The organism is Embleya sp. NBC_00888 (assembly GCF_045207655.1).
Taxonomy (GTDB): Bacteria; Actinomycetota; Actinomycetes; order Streptomycetales; family Streptomycetaceae; genus Embleya.
Map to the genome: position 1 here is coordinate 3,270,308 of NZ_CP108785.1, position 16,424 is coordinate 3,286,731.

General features: G+C 70.8%; 13 protein-coding genes. 9 read left to right on the forward strand and 4 right to left on the reverse strand.

Annotation, left to right across the window (positions count from 1 at the left end; translation table 11 throughout):
- Nucleotides 1-21 precede the first annotated feature (21 nt).
- The 3 genes from OG948_RS48635 to OG948_RS48645 all read left to right on the forward strand — a co-directional run bounded on the left by OG948_RS48635 (nucleotide 22) and on the right by OG948_RS48645 (nucleotide 6,757).
- Nucleotides 22-3,393, forward strand: coding sequence for a serine hydrolase (locus OG948_RS48635; RefSeq protein WP_331771450.1), 3,372 nt, complete (start codon nucleotides 22-24; stop codon nucleotides 3,391-3,393).
- 386 nt (nucleotides 3,394-3,779) lie between these two features.
- Nucleotides 3,780-5,129: a M20/M25/M40 family metallo-hydrolase gene (locus OG948_RS48640; protein WP_331771451.1), complete on the forward strand. Its 1,350-nt coding sequence runs from the start codon at nucleotides 3,780-3,782 to the stop codon at nucleotides 5,127-5,129.
- 89 nt (nucleotides 5,130-5,218) lie between these two features.
- Nucleotides 5,219-6,757: a YfcC family protein gene (locus OG948_RS48645; RefSeq protein WP_331771452.1), complete on the forward strand. Its 1,539-nt coding sequence runs from the start codon at nucleotides 5,219-5,221 to the stop codon at nucleotides 6,755-6,757.
- A gap of 50 nt (nucleotides 6,758-6,807) precedes the next feature.
- Here OG948_RS48645 and OG948_RS48650 read toward each other — a convergent pair whose 3' ends face one another.
- A complete protein-coding gene (locus tag OG948_RS48650) occupies nucleotides 6,808-6,927 on the reverse strand; it encodes a DUF397 domain-containing protein (RefSeq protein ID WP_331771453.1) in 120 nt (39 codons plus the stop codon).
- Nucleotides 6,908-7,828 carry a helix-turn-helix transcriptional regulator gene (locus tag OG948_RS48655; RefSeq protein WP_331771454.1) on the reverse strand — a complete coding sequence of 307 codons (921 nt, stop codon included), beginning with the start codon at nucleotides 7,826-7,828 and terminating at the stop codon, nucleotides 6,908-6,910. Before OG948_RS48655 ends, OG948_RS48650 begins: the two co-directional genes overlap by 20 nt.
- A 117-nt stretch (nucleotides 7,829-7,945) precedes the next feature.
- On the opposite strand from OG948_RS48655, the gene OG948_RS48660 reads away from it, so the two are divergent.
- The 6 genes from OG948_RS48660 (at nucleotide 7,946) to OG948_RS48685 (ending at nucleotide 12,985) form a co-directional block, all read left to right on the forward strand.
- On the forward strand, nucleotides 7,946-8,188 hold the full coding sequence (locus tag OG948_RS48660) for a hypothetical protein (RefSeq protein ID WP_331771455.1): 243 nt from the start codon (nucleotides 7,946-7,948) through the stop codon (nucleotides 8,186-8,188).
- Complete coding sequence (locus OG948_RS48665; RefSeq protein WP_331771456.1) at nucleotides 8,172-8,372, forward strand: hypothetical protein; 201 nt, start codon at nucleotides 8,172-8,174, stop codon at nucleotides 8,370-8,372. The genes OG948_RS48660 and OG948_RS48665 overlap by 17 nt, the downstream gene beginning before the upstream one ends.
- Nucleotides 8,373-8,453: 81 nt before the next feature.
- The gene (locus OG948_RS48670; protein ID WP_331771457.1) at nucleotides 8,454-8,747 is read left to right on the forward strand and encodes a hypothetical protein; all 294 of its coding nucleotides are present in this window, start codon (nucleotides 8,454-8,456) and stop codon (nucleotides 8,745-8,747) included.
- A gap of 138 nt (nucleotides 8,748-8,885) precedes the next feature.
- Nucleotides 8,886-9,308, forward strand: coding sequence for a hypothetical protein (locus OG948_RS48675; protein ID WP_331771458.1), 423 nt, complete (start codon nucleotides 8,886-8,888; stop codon nucleotides 9,306-9,308).
- A 244-nt stretch (nucleotides 9,309-9,552) separates the two neighbouring features.
- Entirely contained in the window at nucleotides 9,553-10,851 is a 1,299-nt protein-coding gene (locus OG948_RS48680) for a hypothetical protein (RefSeq protein ID WP_331771459.1), read from the forward strand.
- Between the two features lie 214 nt (nucleotides 10,852-11,065).
- The gene (locus tag OG948_RS48685; protein WP_406300680.1) at nucleotides 11,066-12,985 is read left to right on the forward strand and encodes a glycosyl hydrolase; all 1,920 of its coding nucleotides are present in this window, start codon (nucleotides 11,066-11,068) and stop codon (nucleotides 12,983-12,985) included.
- A 137-nt stretch (nucleotides 12,986-13,122) separates the two neighbouring features.
- Here the strand turns inward: OG948_RS48685 and OG948_RS48690 are convergent, their stop codons facing one another.
- Both OG948_RS48690 and OG948_RS48695 read right to left on the reverse strand, forming a co-directional pair.
- A complete protein-coding gene (locus tag OG948_RS48690) occupies nucleotides 13,123-15,663 on the reverse strand; it encodes a family 1 glycosylhydrolase (RefSeq protein ID WP_331771461.1) in 2,541 nt (846 codons plus the stop codon).
- Nucleotides 15,660-16,352 carry a TetR/AcrR family transcriptional regulator gene (locus tag OG948_RS48695; protein ID WP_331771462.1) on the reverse strand — a complete coding sequence of 231 codons (693 nt, stop codon included), beginning with the start codon at nucleotides 16,350-16,352 and terminating at the stop codon, nucleotides 15,660-15,662. Before OG948_RS48695 ends, OG948_RS48690 begins: the two co-directional genes overlap by 4 nt.
- Nucleotides 16,353-16,424 lie beyond the last annotated feature (72 nt).

Here is a 16,424-nt window from a genome sequence, read left to right on the forward strand (position 1 = left end):
CCGACCAGGATGGAGAAAGCCATGACACGACGTCTGCGTCTGGACGACCTGACCGCGATCACGGTGCCGGCCGAGCCGGCCGTGTCGCCCGACGGCACCCGGGTGGTCTACACCCTGGTCGGCGTCGACGCGGCGAAGGACCGCAACGTGCGCTCGCTGTGGTGGGTCCCGACCTCGGGCGGCGAGCCGCAGCGGCTCACCGAAGGCCCCTCGGACAGCACCGCGGTGTGGTCGCCGGACGGGACCCGGGTGGCGTTCCTGCGTGCCGTCGACGGCCCGCCGCAATTGTGGGTGCTGCCGATCGAGGGTGGCGACGCGCGTCAGGTGACCCGCCTGCCGATGGGCGCCGGCCGCGCGCTGTGGAGCCCCGACGGCACCCGTGTGGCGTTCGGTGCCGTGGTCGACACCTACGCGACGACGGACGAGGACGAGTCCGCCCGGGCCGCCCGGGCGAAGGCGCCGCTGGTCATCGACCGCGTGGACTACCAGGTGGACGGCGCGGGCATGCTGGGCAGCCTGCGCCGGCACGTGCACGTGGTGGACGTGGCCTCCGGCGAGGTCACCCGGGTGACCGAGGGTGCCTGGAACGCGAGCGACCCGGCCTGGTCGCCGGACGGGACGCGGCTGGCCTACGCCGCCGGCCCGGACGCGGACGCGGACCTGACCATGCGCTCGGCGGCGTACGTCGTCGACCTCGCCACCCCCGCCGCGCCCGCCGAACGGGTCGGGTCGGCGGACGGCATGGCGGGTTGGGTCGACTTCACCCCGGACGGCGAGTCACTGCTCGTGCTGGGCGCCGAGCAGACCCGCACCGGGCACACCCGGATCCTGCGGGTGCCGCTCGCCGGCGGCCCCACCGTCGACCTGACCGGAGCTCTGGACCGCAATGTGATGCCGGGCGGCTCCGGCTACCCGGGCGGCCTGCCGCAGCCGACGTCCGACGGCCGCGAACTCCTGTTCTGCCTCCGCGAGGCCGGCAACACCCACCTGTACGCGCTCGACCTGGAAAGCGGCGGCGCGCGTTTGGTGGTCGGCGACACCGGAAGCTCCGTCTCGGGCCTGTCCGTGTCCCGCAGCCCCGGCGCCGTCGCGTTCGTGCTGACCACCACCACCTCGTACGGCGAGATCGCCATGGTCGATCCGGCCGACGGCACCGAGCGGGTGCTCACCGCGCACGGCACGCAGGCCCTGCCGGACGTGGAGCTGTTCACCCCGATCGACCGCCGGTTCACCACCTCCGACGGAACCGTGGTGCACGGTCGGCTGCTGCGCGACCCGCAGGTGACCGGCCCCACCCCGCTGCTGCTGGACATCCACGGCGGACCGCACAACGCGTGGACCGGTACGGCCGACTCGGTGCACCTCTACCACCAGGAACTGGTCGCCCGCGGTTGGACGATCCTGACCCTCAACCCCCGAGCCAGCGACGGCTACGGCGAGGACTTCTACGCCGCCACCGTCGGCAACTGGGGCACGATGGACGCCCCGGACTTCCTGGAGCCGCTGGACGAACTGGTCGCCGAGGGCATCGCCGACGCGCAGCGGCTGGCCGTCACCGGCTACAGCTACGGCGGTTACATGACCTGCTACCTCACCAGCCGCGACCAGCGCTTCGCGGCGGCCGTCGCGGGCGGCGTGGTCAGCGACCTGAACAGCATGGCCGGCACCTCGGACCTGGGCTCCTACATGGGCTGGGCCGAGTTCGGCGGCACCCCGTGGGACGACGTCGACCTGTACACGCGGTCGAACCCGTTCACCAAGGTCGGCGACGTGCGCACGCCCACCCTGATCCTGCAGGGCGCCGCCGACGTGCGGTGTCCGCTCGGCCAGGCCCAGCAGTGGTTCGGCGCGCTGCGCGAACGCGACGTGCCCGCCCGGATGGTGCTCTACCCCGACGGGTCGCACCTGTTCATCCTCGACGGCCCGCCCTCGCACCGGCTGGATTGGAACCGCCGGATCGTCGACTGGGTCGAGCGGTACGCCGGATCCGCCGGCCGCACCCGGCCCGCCCCGCTGGACGCCGCGCACTGGCAGCGCCGCCTGTCCACGCTGGCCGAGCGGCACCGGATCCCCGGCGCGACGCTGGGCATCCTGCGGCTGGACGAGCACGCGCCGGACGACCTGGTCGAGGCCGCCTACGGCGTGCTCAACCGGAACACCGGGGTCCCGGCGACCTCGGACAGCGTGTTCCAGATCGGCTCGATCACCAAGCTGTGGACCACGACGCTGGCCATGCAACTGGTCGAGGACGGCCTGCTCGACCTGGACCAGCCGCTGATCGAGGTACTGCCCGAACTGCGGCTGTCCCGACCGGAGTCGGCCAAGCAGATCACCATGCGGCACCTGCTCACGCACACCAGCGGCATCGAGGGCGACCGGTTCGTCGACACCGGGCGCGGCGACGACTGCCTGGCCCGGTACGTGGCCGGCCTCGAGGACGCGGCACAGGTGTTCCCGCCCGGCGGAGCGTGGTCGTACTGCAACACCGGCTTCAATCTGGCCGGACGGGTGATCGAACACCTCACCGGAAAGACCTGGGACGAGGTGCTGCGCGAGCGGCTGAGCGGGCCGCTGGGCCTGGAGCGCACGATCACACTGCCCGAGGAGGCCCTGCTGCTGCGCGCGGCGGCCGGCCATGTGTCCCAGGACGGTGGCGACCCGCGGGTCGCGCCGGTGTGGATGTTGCCTCGCTCGGCCGGACCCGCCGGTCTGATCGGTTCCACCTCGGCGGAGCTGTTGCGGTTCGCCCGGCTGCACCTGGCCGACGGCGTCACCGCCGACGGCAAGCGGCTCCTGGGCGCCGAGCATGCCGTCGCGATGCGTGAGAAGCACGTCGACATGCCCGACCTCGCGGCCATGGACGCGTCGTGGGGACTGGGCTGGCACCGCTACGCGTGGGACGGCCACGAGGTGGTCGGCCACGACGGCGGCACCATCGGGCAGTACGCGTTCCTCCGGGTCCTGCCCGAACACGGCCTGGCGGTGGCGCTGTTGACCAACGGCGGGGACGCGCCGGAGCTGTACGAGGACCTGTTCCGGGAGATCTTCGCCGAGGTCGCGCAGGTCGCGCTGCCCGCGCCGTTCGCCCCGCCCGCGCAACCTCCGACCGTCGATCCGGAGCGCTACGTCGGCGTGTACGAACGTGCCATGCAGCGCTTCGAGGTGCGGGCCGGCGCCGAGGGCGAGGGCCTGGTGCTGCGGATCGAACTGACCGGGGAAATGGCGGAAAGCCTGCCGGACGCGGTGCGGGAATTGCCGCTGGTCGCGGTCGCCGAGGACCTGTTCGCGATACGGGAGCCCGGATCGGTGATCTGGCGCCCGGTGACCTTCGGAACCTTCGAGGGGGGCGGGCGCTACCTGTTCAGCGGCCAGGTCACCCCGCGTCGGGACTGAGACCCGGCTCCGCGAGAGCCCGCCCTCGGCGGGCCGCGATACAGCTCCGCTCCGAGACCGCTCCACCCGATACCGCGTCTGCCCCGGACGCGGTCCCGATCACCGCGTTCCCCCCGTGACGCGGTGTCGACCGGCCCGTCGCCCCGGCTCCCTGTGCCGAGGCGGCGGGCCGGTTCGCGTGCGGCCCGGGTCGCGGGTGGCGGGGGCGGTCGGGAACCCGGTCACGGGAACGCGGACCACCCGATCGGCCCTTGGCCGGATGCGGCCGGCCGGGTGAGCCGTGCGGGCGCCGCGTGCCGGATCGGTCCGGATCATCCGGTTCGGGCCAGCATGGGCCGGGAGACGCGATCAGCGGACCGGACCCGGCGCGGCCAAGGAGCACGACGATGGACGAGTTGACCACACGGGTCGACGGCATGCTCGACAACCTGTGCGACGACCTGCGGCGACTCACCCGGATTCCGTCGATCGCCTTCCCGGGGTATCCCTCGGAGCCGGTGGCCGAAGCCCACGACCTGCTGGTCGATCTGCTGCGCGAGGCCGGCGTGCGGGACGTCGGCGCGTTGCGGCTGCCGGACACCGCGCCGGTGATCACCGGCCACATCCCGCCGCCGCACCCGGACGCGCCGACCGTGCTGCTGTACGGGCACTACGACGTACAGCCCGCCGGCGACGAGGTGTTGTGGACGACGCGGCCGTTCGAGCCGACCGACGTCGACGGCGCGATCCACGGGCGCGGCGCGGCCGACGACAAGTCGAACCTGGTCGTACACCTGGGCGCGCTGCGCGCCTTCGACGGGCGACCGCCGGTGGGCATCCGGATCGTGTTCGAGGGACAGGAGGAGTACGGCAGCGAGTTCGACGACTACCCCCAGGCGCACCCGGACGAGTTCGCCTGCGACGCGATGGTGATCGCCGACATGGGCAACATCCGCCCGGGCACCGGCACGCTGACCGTCGCGCTGCGCGGGGTGGTCGAGGTGATCGTCGAGGTGCGCACCCTCGAAGAGGCCAAACACAGCGGCAACTTCGGCGGCGCGGCTCCCGACGCGCTGCTGGTGCTGCTGCACGCGCTGGCCGCGTTGCACGACGCGAAGGGTGACGTCGCGGTGCCCGGTCTGCGTCGCGAGCAGTGGTCGGGGGGCGGCTGGAACGAGGACGAGTTCCGCCGGCTTGCCGGTATCCGCGACGGAATGCCGCTGATCGGCACCGGGAACCTCGGCTCGCGCCTGTGGTCGGGACCGGCGATCACGGTGACCGGACTCGACGCGCCCTCGGTTGCGAAGGCCGCGTCCGCGGTGGTGCCGTCCGCTCGGGCGAAGCTCAACATGCGCTGCCACCCGGCCCAGGATCCGGCCCAGGCACAGCGCCTGCTGATCGAATTCCTGGAGGGCCTGCGGCCGTTCGGGGTGCCGCTGACGGTGACCCAGGCCGGGGCGCCCGGGTCCGGGTTCGCCGCGGCCACCGACGGGGTGGCCTACCAGGCGGCGCACGAGGCGCTGCGCACCGCGTGGGGTGCGGAACCCGTACACGCGGCGGCGGGTGGATCGATTCCGCTGGTCAACAGCCTGGCGGCGGCCCAACCCGGCGCGGAGATCCTGCTGTTCGGGGCGCAGGACAGCATGTGCAACCTGCACGGGCCCAACGAACGGGTGTTGGTGAGTGAACTGCGCGACGCGGTGGTGGCGGAGGCCGCGTTCTTCACCGCGTACGCCAAGCGGTTCCGGCGCGGCTGAGCCGCGGAGCACACCTGCGGCTGTCGTTCGGGCCGTGCGGCGCCCGTTGACCCACCCCCGTAGCCACCAGCACTCGCAAGGAGCAGCGCGTGAGTACCGATCAAGCCCCGGCCGAGGCCGAGGACGAAGCACCTCCGCCCAAGGGCGGGTTCCGCTTTCCCAGCGCGCTGACGGTGCTGGCGATCGTGACGCTCGCGGTGTGGGCGCTGACGTTCGCGATCCCGGCCGGCGAGTACCGGCGCGGCGAGGACGGCAAGCCGGTCGCGGGCAGCTACCACCACATCAAGTCGCCGGAGGACTTCGTCCAGCGGCTCAACGACCTGTTCCTGTCCCCGGTCAACGGCTTGTACGGGATCAAGGACACGCAGAGCGGTCAGGTCACGCCGGACAACTCGGGTGATCTGTACGGCAGTGCGGCGGTGTTCCTGTTCGTGCTGGCGATCGGCGCGTTCATCACCGTGGTGTTCGCGACCGGTGCGCTGGATCGGGGCATTGCCCGATTGGCGCACCGACTGCGCACGCGCGGTGCGGTGTTGATCGCGGCGATCATGACGGTGTTCGCGATCCTCGGCTCGGTCGAGGGCTTCGCCGAGGAGACGCTCGGGTTCTACGGCCTGATCGTGCCATTGATGCTGGCGCTGGGCTACGACCGGATGGTGGCCACCGGCACGATCATCCTGGGCGCGGGCGTGGGCGTGCTGTGCTCGACGGTCAACCCGTTCGCGACCGGCGTCGCGTCGTCGGCGGCGGGGATCTCGCTGGGCGACGGGATCGTGTTGCGGCTGGCGATGTTGATCGTGCTGACCGCGGTGACCATCCTGTACGTGGTGCGGTACGCCCATCGGGTCAAGGCCGATCCGTCCCGTTCGTTGGTCGGATTCCTGCCGGGGGACCGCGAGGCGGCGGAATCGGCGGCCACCGGCAGCGAGCCGCCGCCGCTGACCCGTACGCACCAGATGGTCCTGGTCGCGGTGACCATCACCTTCGTGTTCATGATCTTCTCGATCATCCCGTGGGCCCAGGTGCTCACCGGCGAAGCGGATGCGGAACCGTATGACTGGGAACTGGGCTGGTCCTTCGCCCAGTTGGCCGCGATGTTCATCGTGGCGGCGGTGATCGTGGGGGTGTTGGCCCGGCTCGGCGAGAAGAAGCTGGCGGAGACGCTCATCCAGGGCGCGGCGGACTTCATCTCTCCGGCGCTGATCATCATGCTGGCGCGCGGAGTCACCGTCATCATGAACAACGCGCAGGTCACCGACACGGTGCTGCACTCGATGGAGGGCGTGGTCTCGGACGCCTCCTCGGCGCTGTTCGGCGTCCTGATCTTCCTGGTGAACCTGCCGCTGGCGTTCCTGATCCCGTCCACGTCGGGGCACGCGACCTTGGCGATGCCGATCCTGGCGCCGCTGGCCGACTTCGCGGATGTGCCGCGGGCGTTGGTGGTGACGGCGTGGCAGTCCTCGTCGGGGTGGATGAACCTGTGGGTGCCCACCACCGCGGTGATCATGGGCGGCGTGTCGCTGGCCAAGGTCGGCTACAACCAGTACCTACGCTTCGCGGCACCGCTGCTCGGGATCTTGTTCGTACTGATCTGCGGGTTCCTGGCGTTGGGCTCGGAGCTGTCCTGACCGGGACGCGACGGGCCCGGCACGCACGGGCCCGTCGGCGACCGGTGACGTCAGGCACGCAGCGACGCGGCGAGGGCGGTCCACGAGGCTGCGCCGATTATGAGGTGGCCTATGTTCGGGGCTTTGCTGTCCCGGACGGGGACCACGGCGTCAGCGATACCGACTTCCACGCACTCTCCTCCCTCTGAATTGCTGTGACTGGACTTTCGCCAGGCGCAGGGCTTGGGCTGAGCTTGGGAAGTGCGCACGGCCAAGGCCCTCCATGGCTTCTCGGATCATGTTCATGGACATTCCCACCGGTAGGGCTCGTGCCCGCTGCCGTTCGTAGGTTAGGGCGTATTGCCGGACCTCGCCCGGATCTTCGATCAGACGCCCGACCTCCGCACCTTCGGTGTAGGCAACCTTGCGCTTGTCCGGTGTCGTCAGCAACGCCAACAAGCCGCCCATGCGCGGGTATTCCCCTTCGCTGAAGGGTAGAACCTGCACGCTGATGCGCTGGTTGTGCTCGGTGGCGAGCAGCCGCGCGAGCTGCTGACGCATGATGTCCGGCCCGCCGATCGGTCTGCGAATGACAGTCTCGTCGATGACTAGCCAGAGATATGGCCGGTTCGGACCGTTGAGTCTTTCCTGCCGACCCAATCGACTGAGAACAAGTTCTTCGAGATGAGCCTCATCCTGAAGCGTGCGGCCCGTTTGCAGTACCGCCCGCGCGTAGTCCTTCGTTTGAAGGAGGCCAGGTACGAACTGGTCGAGGTACATATGCATCTCGACAGCGGTGCTTTCAAGGTCGATGAGTGGCTGCGACCACGCCAAAAACATGCGGCTGTTGCCGTGCTTCCATAGCTCGGCGAGGATTCCACCCGTGTTGAGTTCGGCATCCAGAGCCATTGCGTTCGCCAGTGTCGGAGGGTGCCCGGTTCCTCGCTCGATTTGGTTCAACCGGGTGCTGCTCATGCCATACATGGCGTGCGCGAGCTCGGCTTGGCGGTATCCGGCGGCCTCTCGGAGCCGCGCGACCACGCGCCCGAACAATTCTCCGATCGACGCCCCTTCCTGGGCCCCGTTGCTCATGGATCCCCCTTTACGACAGGTCACGTAAGCGCCAATGGCTATTGCAGCCTAGGCGCTGGGCCGATGCTTGTTCACAGAGTGGCCGAATCAGTACTGGCGGCAACCGAGAGGACAGGTATGCCCACTCCCGAGAGCTATCCCAAAGACCCCCGCGACTGGACCACGGAGCACGTGGCCCGCTTCTGGAAAGCCAACGCCAAGCGCGCCGTCCGCTGCGAACTCTCCGGCAGGATCGGGACGTTCGCTGCTGTCATCAGCCTCCAGGCGTTCGTGCGCCTGCCCGGTGGCACCGAGTTCCGCACCCATTGCGGCAACCTGCGGGTGCTGGAGGAAGCGGGGCGCGATGTATCGCGAGGGTGACTGGGTGGAACCGGCCAACGAGGCCGTGCGCCGGGTGCGTCACCCCGGGCAGATCCTGATGGCGCAACCCCTCCCCGACGGGCACCAAAGGCTCACGGTCCAACCGCCGGGCGGCCGGATCGCCTGGGCGATGCCCTCCGACAGCGTGCGCCCGGCCCAACCCCCGGCCCGGCCCGCCCCCTGAACCGCCGCACCGCAGTCACTGGCCTGGCTGCGGTGCGGCCCCGCCTCCCACACACGGGAAGACCGAATCGGAGGTACGCCGATGAGTGCCCACGAAGCACTCGGCCGCATCGGCCACAAGGTCAAACACAAGGACGAGAGCCTGCGAACAACCCACCCGCCCGGCGAAATCGAGCACATCGACCCGCACACCGACCAGGCCCGCATCCAACCCTTCGACCCGACCCGCCCCCCATGGACCGCCCCCCTCACCCACCTCGTCCCGGACGACGCCATCTGGTACCCGAGCGACGGAGCACCCCCCGCCAGATCCAAGCCCTTCCCCATTCCCCCCGGCGCCCGAGCCCCACGCACCTACGGCTGCTACCGCCTCTGACGCCCCGGGGACGCTGCCGATTTGCAGTAAGCACAGCCGAATAAGGATCTTGCCGGCCGCGTTCCGCGGATATCTCCGAAGCGAGCGGCGGTGGATGCTTCCGGAGCAACGTTCTCCCCATCCACCAGGAGTACATCCGTGCGTTCGACCACGCGCAAAATCGCCCTGGCCGTCGGTAGCACCGTCATGGCGCTCACCGCAGGGCTCACCTTCACCGGCGCGGCACACGCCGGCGGGAACACGAACTACTACGCCCAGACCCTGGGTGACGACAACAGCGGAGTCGACGGCTACGCCCGGTTCTACAGCAACGGCGACCGCTTCGAGCTGACCGACTATTGGGGTGGCTCGGGGTCCGCCATTGTCATCGAGGCCAACTACGGCAACGGTTATGTGGACTTCGCCGGCCGCTTCACCAAGTGGTCGGTCACCGGCAGCACCCGGGTCCTCAACGACTGGGACTTCGACGAGGGCCGCCAACTGCGGTTCAAGGTGTGCGTCGCCGAAGACCAGTGGACCGAGCCCCACGGCTGCGGTTCCTGGACGTACGCCACCGCCTGACGAACCACCACGCCCGAACCGTTCCGGGCGTAGACCGTGCCGCCGCCCATGAGGCGGCGGCACGGCCGCGTTCCGGCGCGACGGCGAGAGCCGCCGGCGCCGCACCGACCCGCATACCACGCTGCTTCCGCCGGCCACCGCATTACCGACCTCACCGCCGGCCTCGCGGCGTCGGGCATGATGCGGGGCATGTGACGGCCTACCCGACAGGGGTTCCCGAGGCCGTCCTCACGGAGAGGGTGCCATGCGCAGGCCGGTCACAGGCGAGGTTCACGTCGACTACAACCGGATCTACGTCGAGAGCGATCCGGACGGTGCGAAGCCGGACCTCAACGAGGCGTTCCCGGGCCAGAGCGAGGGGTTGTGTGGAGCCGCGGTCCCGGGTGTGCTCTTCCTGGCCACCGGACTGCACAAGGGCAACGTCGGCTTCACCGTGGAGATCCACGACGAGGCCCCTGCGCTGGACCCGGTCTGGGAGGATGTGGTGGAGGTGTCCTTCCGCCCGACATCGGAACACACCCGTCTGGTGCAGATGGCGGGCGAGGCTGCGTGGGACCTGGATCTCCCCCGGACCGACCACCGGGTACGGTATTGCGCCCGGGGGATGGACGAGGGACAGGAACTCTCCACCAGAGCGGCCAAGGAGCCACAGGCGGACAGCTACCTCCTACAGTTCTGGCCCGCGCCGCCCGGCCCGGACCGGGTGATCCGCCAGACCTCGCAGAGCGCCGCGTACCGCCACCGTTACGCGAGCGCACTTGGGCTCCCATACACGCCCGAGCAGCGCGCCGAGGCCGAACGGGACCGCCAGGCGAAGGAACGGGCCGCCCAAGAGCGGTTCGCCGAGGAATGGCTCGCCCAGGAGCGGGCCGCCTACGAACTGGCCGCCCAGGAGCGAGCCGCCGAGGAGCGGGCCGCCCGCGCACGGGCCACCGAGGAGCGGCGACTGCACTACGAGAGGTGGGAGTGGGGCGGACGGCTGCCGAGCGAAACGCTGCGCGGTGTCCGCAGGAGCAATGTCCTCGGACTGCTCACCTACGACAGCGAGCTGGTGCACGCCCTCGATGCCGCAGGTCCCGAGGTTCAGCGTGCGGTGGCATTGTTGTCTGCGCATCGCGCCTGCGAAGAGGCGGGCCTGATCGATGTGCCGTGGGTCGCCCGGGCGCTCGTCGAGTTGGTGGAGGGACGTCCGCTTCCGTCGCCGTTCGACGACGCGGACCTGATGCGGGAGACCCTGCGCTCCGATCTCCCCGTATCGAAGCGGTCGGTGCTCGGGGCGATGCCTCCCGAGCGACCGCCGTACTGCCCGCCGATAGACCCGGCGCAGGTCAGCTTGGTGACCGTCCAAGTAGCCACGCCGTACGTCCCCGGGCCGATCTCACAGCCTCACTTCGCGCTCCCCGCCGTGCTCGCCGCCGCCGATCCCGTCCCGCTCAGGGCGGCACTGGACGCGGTGTGGCACGCGCTGCATACGTACGGCGAGCACTACCCGGAGCTGCTGGCGGAGATCCGGGCGGCTTGCACCGAGCAGGCGCCGAAGTAGGCAGAGCGGTGACCCGGTGCCGCCCGCCGACGTCGACGCTGACGCCGACGCCGACGGCACCGGTGGACGGCATGGCACCCGCACGCAGCCCATTCGGCCGCTCCGGTGGCAGGCGCGAACGAGGGCTATTCTTCGTGCGATCGTGAAGATCACGAACCACGGGGGTGGCGAACGCATGGGATCACGATGGCGTGGCTGGACGGCCGTACTGGCCATGACATTCACCGCAGGCTTCGCGGGGGTGCCTGCCGCGCGCGCTCACACGACGGATCCCAGTGATCCGCAGGCGAGTGCGGCGACGCGCGACGTGCGGGACTGGTTGACGCATCTGCCCAACCGGGCGCAGAACCGGGTGGTGTCCGGGCAGTTCGCCGGGTACAGCGGGAAGACCTTCTCGTTGGCCCAGGTGGATGAGCTGAAGGCGCAGACCGGCGCGAATCCGGGGCTGCTGGGCTGCGACTACGGGCACGACGGAAACACCATCGACCACACCTGCAACGCGACCCTGAAGGACTGGTCGGCCGCAGGAGGGCTGGTCACCGTCAGCGCGCATCTGCCCAACCCCGATCAGCCGGACTGGAACGGGCTGTTCACCAAGTTGCCGACCTTCGACCGGCTCACCGACCGCGGCACCGGCACCGGACAGCGCTGGCACGCGGAGCTGGATCGGGTCGCCGAGGGTCTGCGCGAACTCGCCGACGCGAACGTGCCGGTGCTGTTCCGGCCACTGCACGAGATGAACGGCGACTCGTTCTGGTGGAGCGCGCAGAACCCGCAGACCTTCGCCGAGGTGTGGCGGGACATGTACGCCTACCTGACCGACGTCAAGGGCCTGCACAACCTGCTGTGGGTGTACGCGCCGGACTGCAACTACGGCAAACGCTCGTCCTACTACGCGGGCGGTGCGTACACCGACGTGGTCGGCCTCGACTGTTACGTCCGCGAGCCCGCCGCGGTCCAGGGCTACGACGAACTGGTCGCGCTGGGCAAGCCGTTCGCGTTCGCCGAGATCGGTCCGCGCAGCGGTCCCGGCGGTTCGATCGAGGTGCCGCTCGACTACGGGAAGTGGATCGACGCGATCCGCGCCCGATTCCCGGCCACCGCCTACTTCATGGCGTGGAACGACCAGTGGCGCCCGACCGCCAACATCGGCGCCGGCCGACTGATGACCGACCCGTGGACGATCGTGCGCGGCGAGATCGCGACCGCGGCGCGCACCGAGGGCGCACCCGCGCCGGTCGGCACACCCGTTCCGCTCGCCGACTTCGAAGCCGACACCCAGGGCTGGGGCGGCTATCGCGTGCTCGCCGGACCGTGGTCGGTGACCGAATGGGCCGCGCAGGGCAGCCGATCCCTCAAGGCGGACATCGACCTCGCCGCCCCCGAGGCCTACTTGAACCGGGTCGCGCCACGCGACCTGTCCGCCTACCGGGCGCTCACCGCGACCGTGCGCACCGCCGAGTGGGGCAACCACGCGGCCGGTACCACCGCCAAGCTCTACGTGCGCACCGGCGCCGGGATGACCTGGTACGACGGGGGAGCGGTCCGGATCGGCCCGGACGGCGCCGTGTTGCGCCTGGACCTCGGCCGGGTCACCGACCTGCGGGACGTGCGCGAGATCGGCGTGCTGTTCACCTCGGCACCGGGCGCGAGCGGACGAACAGCGGTGTACGTGGACGACGTTGCCGCGATCGCACCGCCGACCGTGGTGTCCGGCTTCGAGTCCGGGACGGACGGCTGGACCGGGTACCTGACCGGCACCGCGCCGGCGAGCAGCACCGAATGGGCGAGCGAGGGCACCCGTTCGCTGCGCGCCGAGATCGACCTGGCCGCGCCCGAGTCCTACCTGAACCGCCGGGCTGTCCTCGACCTGACGGGACGTCGGGTACTCGCCGCCACGGTCCGTGCCGGCGCCTCGGGCGGCACCGCCAAGCTCTACGTCAAGACCACCGCCTCGAACACCTGGTACGACGCGGGCGCCGTCCCGCTGGGCCCCGAACCCCGCACGCTCACCCTCAACCTGGCCGCCGTGGGCTCCCTCCACGATGTCCGGGAGATCGGCGTGCAATTCGAGCGCCGAGACGGCGGATCCGGCACGGCTCCGATCTTCGTCGACGAGGTCACGGTGCGCTGAACAGGCGCTGAACGGGCGCCGATCGGGCCTCGATCAGGCGGCGATCGGGCGCCGATCGGCCGCTTGCGGGCCGAGCCCGGGACCGGCGCGCCGGTGCGTCGGCCCCGGGGGTGCGGGGGTGTGCCGCCGGGGCAGGGTCAGGCGGGTTCGGTCGCGCGCTCCGGCTCCGATGCCCCTGTCGTCTCGTCGTCCGTCGCCTCGGCGGCCTGCTTCGCCTCGACCGCCCGTTCCACCTCGGTCAACCGGTCGAGCAGGGCCGGCGGCAGCGGGCCGACCAGGGTGCCGGCGAAGGCGTGTCGCAGGGCGGCGGCGCGCATCTCGGCGACCAGCGTCTGGGTGACGGTGCCCGGGACGACCCAGCCGCCGTGCAGGTGGCCGAGTACCCGCATGCCGGCGGCGGGCACATCGGCCGCGCGCAGCCGGGCCAGGTACTCCTCGGCTTGGTCGCGCAGCGGGTCGTGTTCGGCGACGAAGATCAACGCCGGGGCCAATCCCGAGAGATCGGTGCCGTGCAGCGGCGAGACCAGCGGGTCGGTCGCGTCGGCGGAGTCGGCCAGGTAGTGCCGGGCGAATATGTTGAACTCGGTGGGCGTCAGGCCCGGTTTGCGTGGCGCGCCGGGCACGACCGGCTCCGACGCCATCGGCGTCAGGTCGACGGCGGCGGCGTCGAGCACTTGGAGGCTGGGCTGCGGCAGACCCCGATCGCGCAGCGCCAGGCACATCGCGGCGGCGAGGTTGCCGCCCGCACTGGCGCCGCCGATGGCCACCTTGGTCGCGTCGATGCCCACATCGGCGGCGTTCTCCAGCAGCCACGCGTAGGCGGCGAGGCAGTCCTCCAGCGGGGTGGGGAAGGGGTGTTCGGGGGCGAGCCGATAGTCGACGTTGACCACGGCACACGGGACGAGCGAGGCGACCGGTCCGCACTCGGCCTCGGCGGTGTCCAGGTTGCCCAGCACCCAGCCGCCGCCGTGCAGGAAGAAGTAGGCGGGCACCGGGGTTTCCGGCTGCTTGGGTCGCAACACCCGTACGGCGATGGTGCCGTCGGTGACCGGAACCAGGTGCTCGGTGACCTCGAGGTCGGGACCGTACGGGAACTTGACCAGGGTCATCACGGCGGCCGACTGCGCGCGCCGCACGTTCAGGTCGGCGCTCTCGGGCTGGGCTCCGGCGGCGACACGCTCCAAGAGCCGGCGCACGGGCGGGTCGATGATCATGGGCTTCTCCTTCGCTGAACCGGCCGTCGAGCCGGGGTCGGTGGGGACACGGGCGGCGCTCTCGGCGCCGCGATCGATGCCGGTCGCGGCACCGTGCTCGGCGCCGTTCTCGACATCGGTCGGCACATCGGTCGGCGCATCGGTCGGCGCATCGGTCTGCACCTCGGTCGCGGCATCCCGCTCGTGCAGGGCGTCGATCCGCCCGGTGGTGATCACCCGCCGATAGGCGCGTGCGCTGGGGCGGACGATCCGGCGCAGGTCGTCGTCGCGGTCGATGCCGACCAGCCCGAAGCGGGGCCGATAGCCGTGCGTCCACTCGAAGTTGTCGAACGCGGACCAGTGCAGATAGCCGCGCACGTCCACGCCGTCGGCGAGCGCGGCCCGTACCGCCCGCAGGTGGCCGTCCAGATAGGCGACGCGCTCGGTGTCGTCGGTGGTGGCGATGCCGTTCTCGGTGACGTAGATCGGCAGACCGGTGACCTTGCCGGCTTGGCGGAGCATCTCGGTCAGGCCCCCGGGGTAGACTTCCCAGCCCATCTGTGTCGTGGGCGCGCCCGGCGGCGCGTTGCCGAGGTCGGAGTGCTCGGCGGCGGCGTCCGCCCGGGCCCGCGTGTAGTACTGGACGCCGACCCAGTCGCCGGGATCGGTGGTGTCGCGCAGGTGCTCCAGGTGCCGCTGGACCAGCACGTCCCGGAACCAGTCGGCGAGTTCGGCGTCCCGGGGGCTGTCCGGGTCGGCCGGTTGGATGAACGGGAGTTGCAGGCACACGCCCGCCCGGGTGTCCGGCGAGGTCGCCCGCAGTGCGGCCACCGCGGCGTCGTGCGCGCGCATCAGCGTGTGGTTGACCGCGACGGTCTCGCCCCGATCGCGGTGCCCGGGTGGGTGGTTGCCCTTGAGGTAGCCGTTGAACGCGACGATCTGCGGCTCGTTGATCGTGCACGCGAACGGGATCCGATCGCCCAGGCGGCGCCCGACCTCCTCGGCGAAGGCGCCGAAGACCTCGGCGGCGTCGTCGGCGAGCCAGCCCCCGCGCGCGGCGAACCAGCGCGGCAGGGTGAAGTGGTGCAGCGTGACGAACGCGGTGATGCCGTGCCCGCGCAGCCCGTCCAGCACCCGGGCGTAGTGGTCGAAGGCGGCGAGGTCCCACACCCCGGGCCCGAGGGCGAGCCGGGACCACTCGATCGACAGTCGGTGCGCGTTGTGCCCGAGTTCGGCCAGCAGCGCGATGTCGGTGGGCCAGCGCTCCCACTGGGCGATCCCGGGGCCGCTGACCTCGGCGGTATGTCCGGCGTTCTCCCAGTCGACCCAGTCGTTGGCGCCCTGACCGCCCTCGACCTGATGGGCCGCGGTGGACGCGCCCCACAGGAAGTCGGCCGGGAAGTCCCGTACCGGGAAGTCCGCTATCGGGAAGTCCCCCACCGGGCAGCCGTGTTCCGCGAGGTCCCGTGTGCCGGGTGTACTCATCCCTGTACCTCCTCCTCGGGTGTGCCGGCGGTGACCGGCTCGGTGTCGGCGGCCAGATCCCGGATCAGGGTTCGGGAGTACTCCTCGATGCAGACGACGAGGTCGACCATCTCGGGGTCGAGCAGCCACTGCGAGGCGATGCCGTCCAGCGTCGCGAGGATCTCGATTGCCTTGAGCTCCGGGTCGACGTCGGGGCGCATCTCCCCGCCGTGCTGGCCGTCGCGGATCATCTCGGCGACGACGGCGCGCATGTCGCGGTAGCGGCGTACGAAGAAGTCGTGTTCGGGGTCGCCCGGGTCCAGGTTCTCCGCGAGCAGCACCGCGAACAGCTTGGCCAGGCCCGGCTGATCGCGGTTGCGGTGGGCGAACGCGGGCATCTCGCGCAGCGCCTGGAGCCCGCCCACTTCGGCGATGTCCCGGGCGAACGCCTGGCTTTGCAGGTCCCGGTGCTCGACCACGGCACGAAGCAGGCCCTGCTTGCTGCCGAAGTGGTAGAGCAGGCCGGGTTCGGTGATGCCGACGCGTTGGGCCACCTCCGTCATGCCGGTGCCGCGGAAGCCGGCGCGGGCGAACAGCTCGGACGCGGCGGCGACGATCTCCCGCCGCCGTTCGGCGCCCTTCGCGGTGGCCGCCTTGGCCGCCCGGGCGCGGCCGACGGTGGGTTTACGTGCATCCGAATTCTCAGTCACATCGCCACTCTAGATTATTTACTTAGTTGTTAGTAAGTTCCTTCCCTGTCGAAAGTCCACGACATCCTGGAT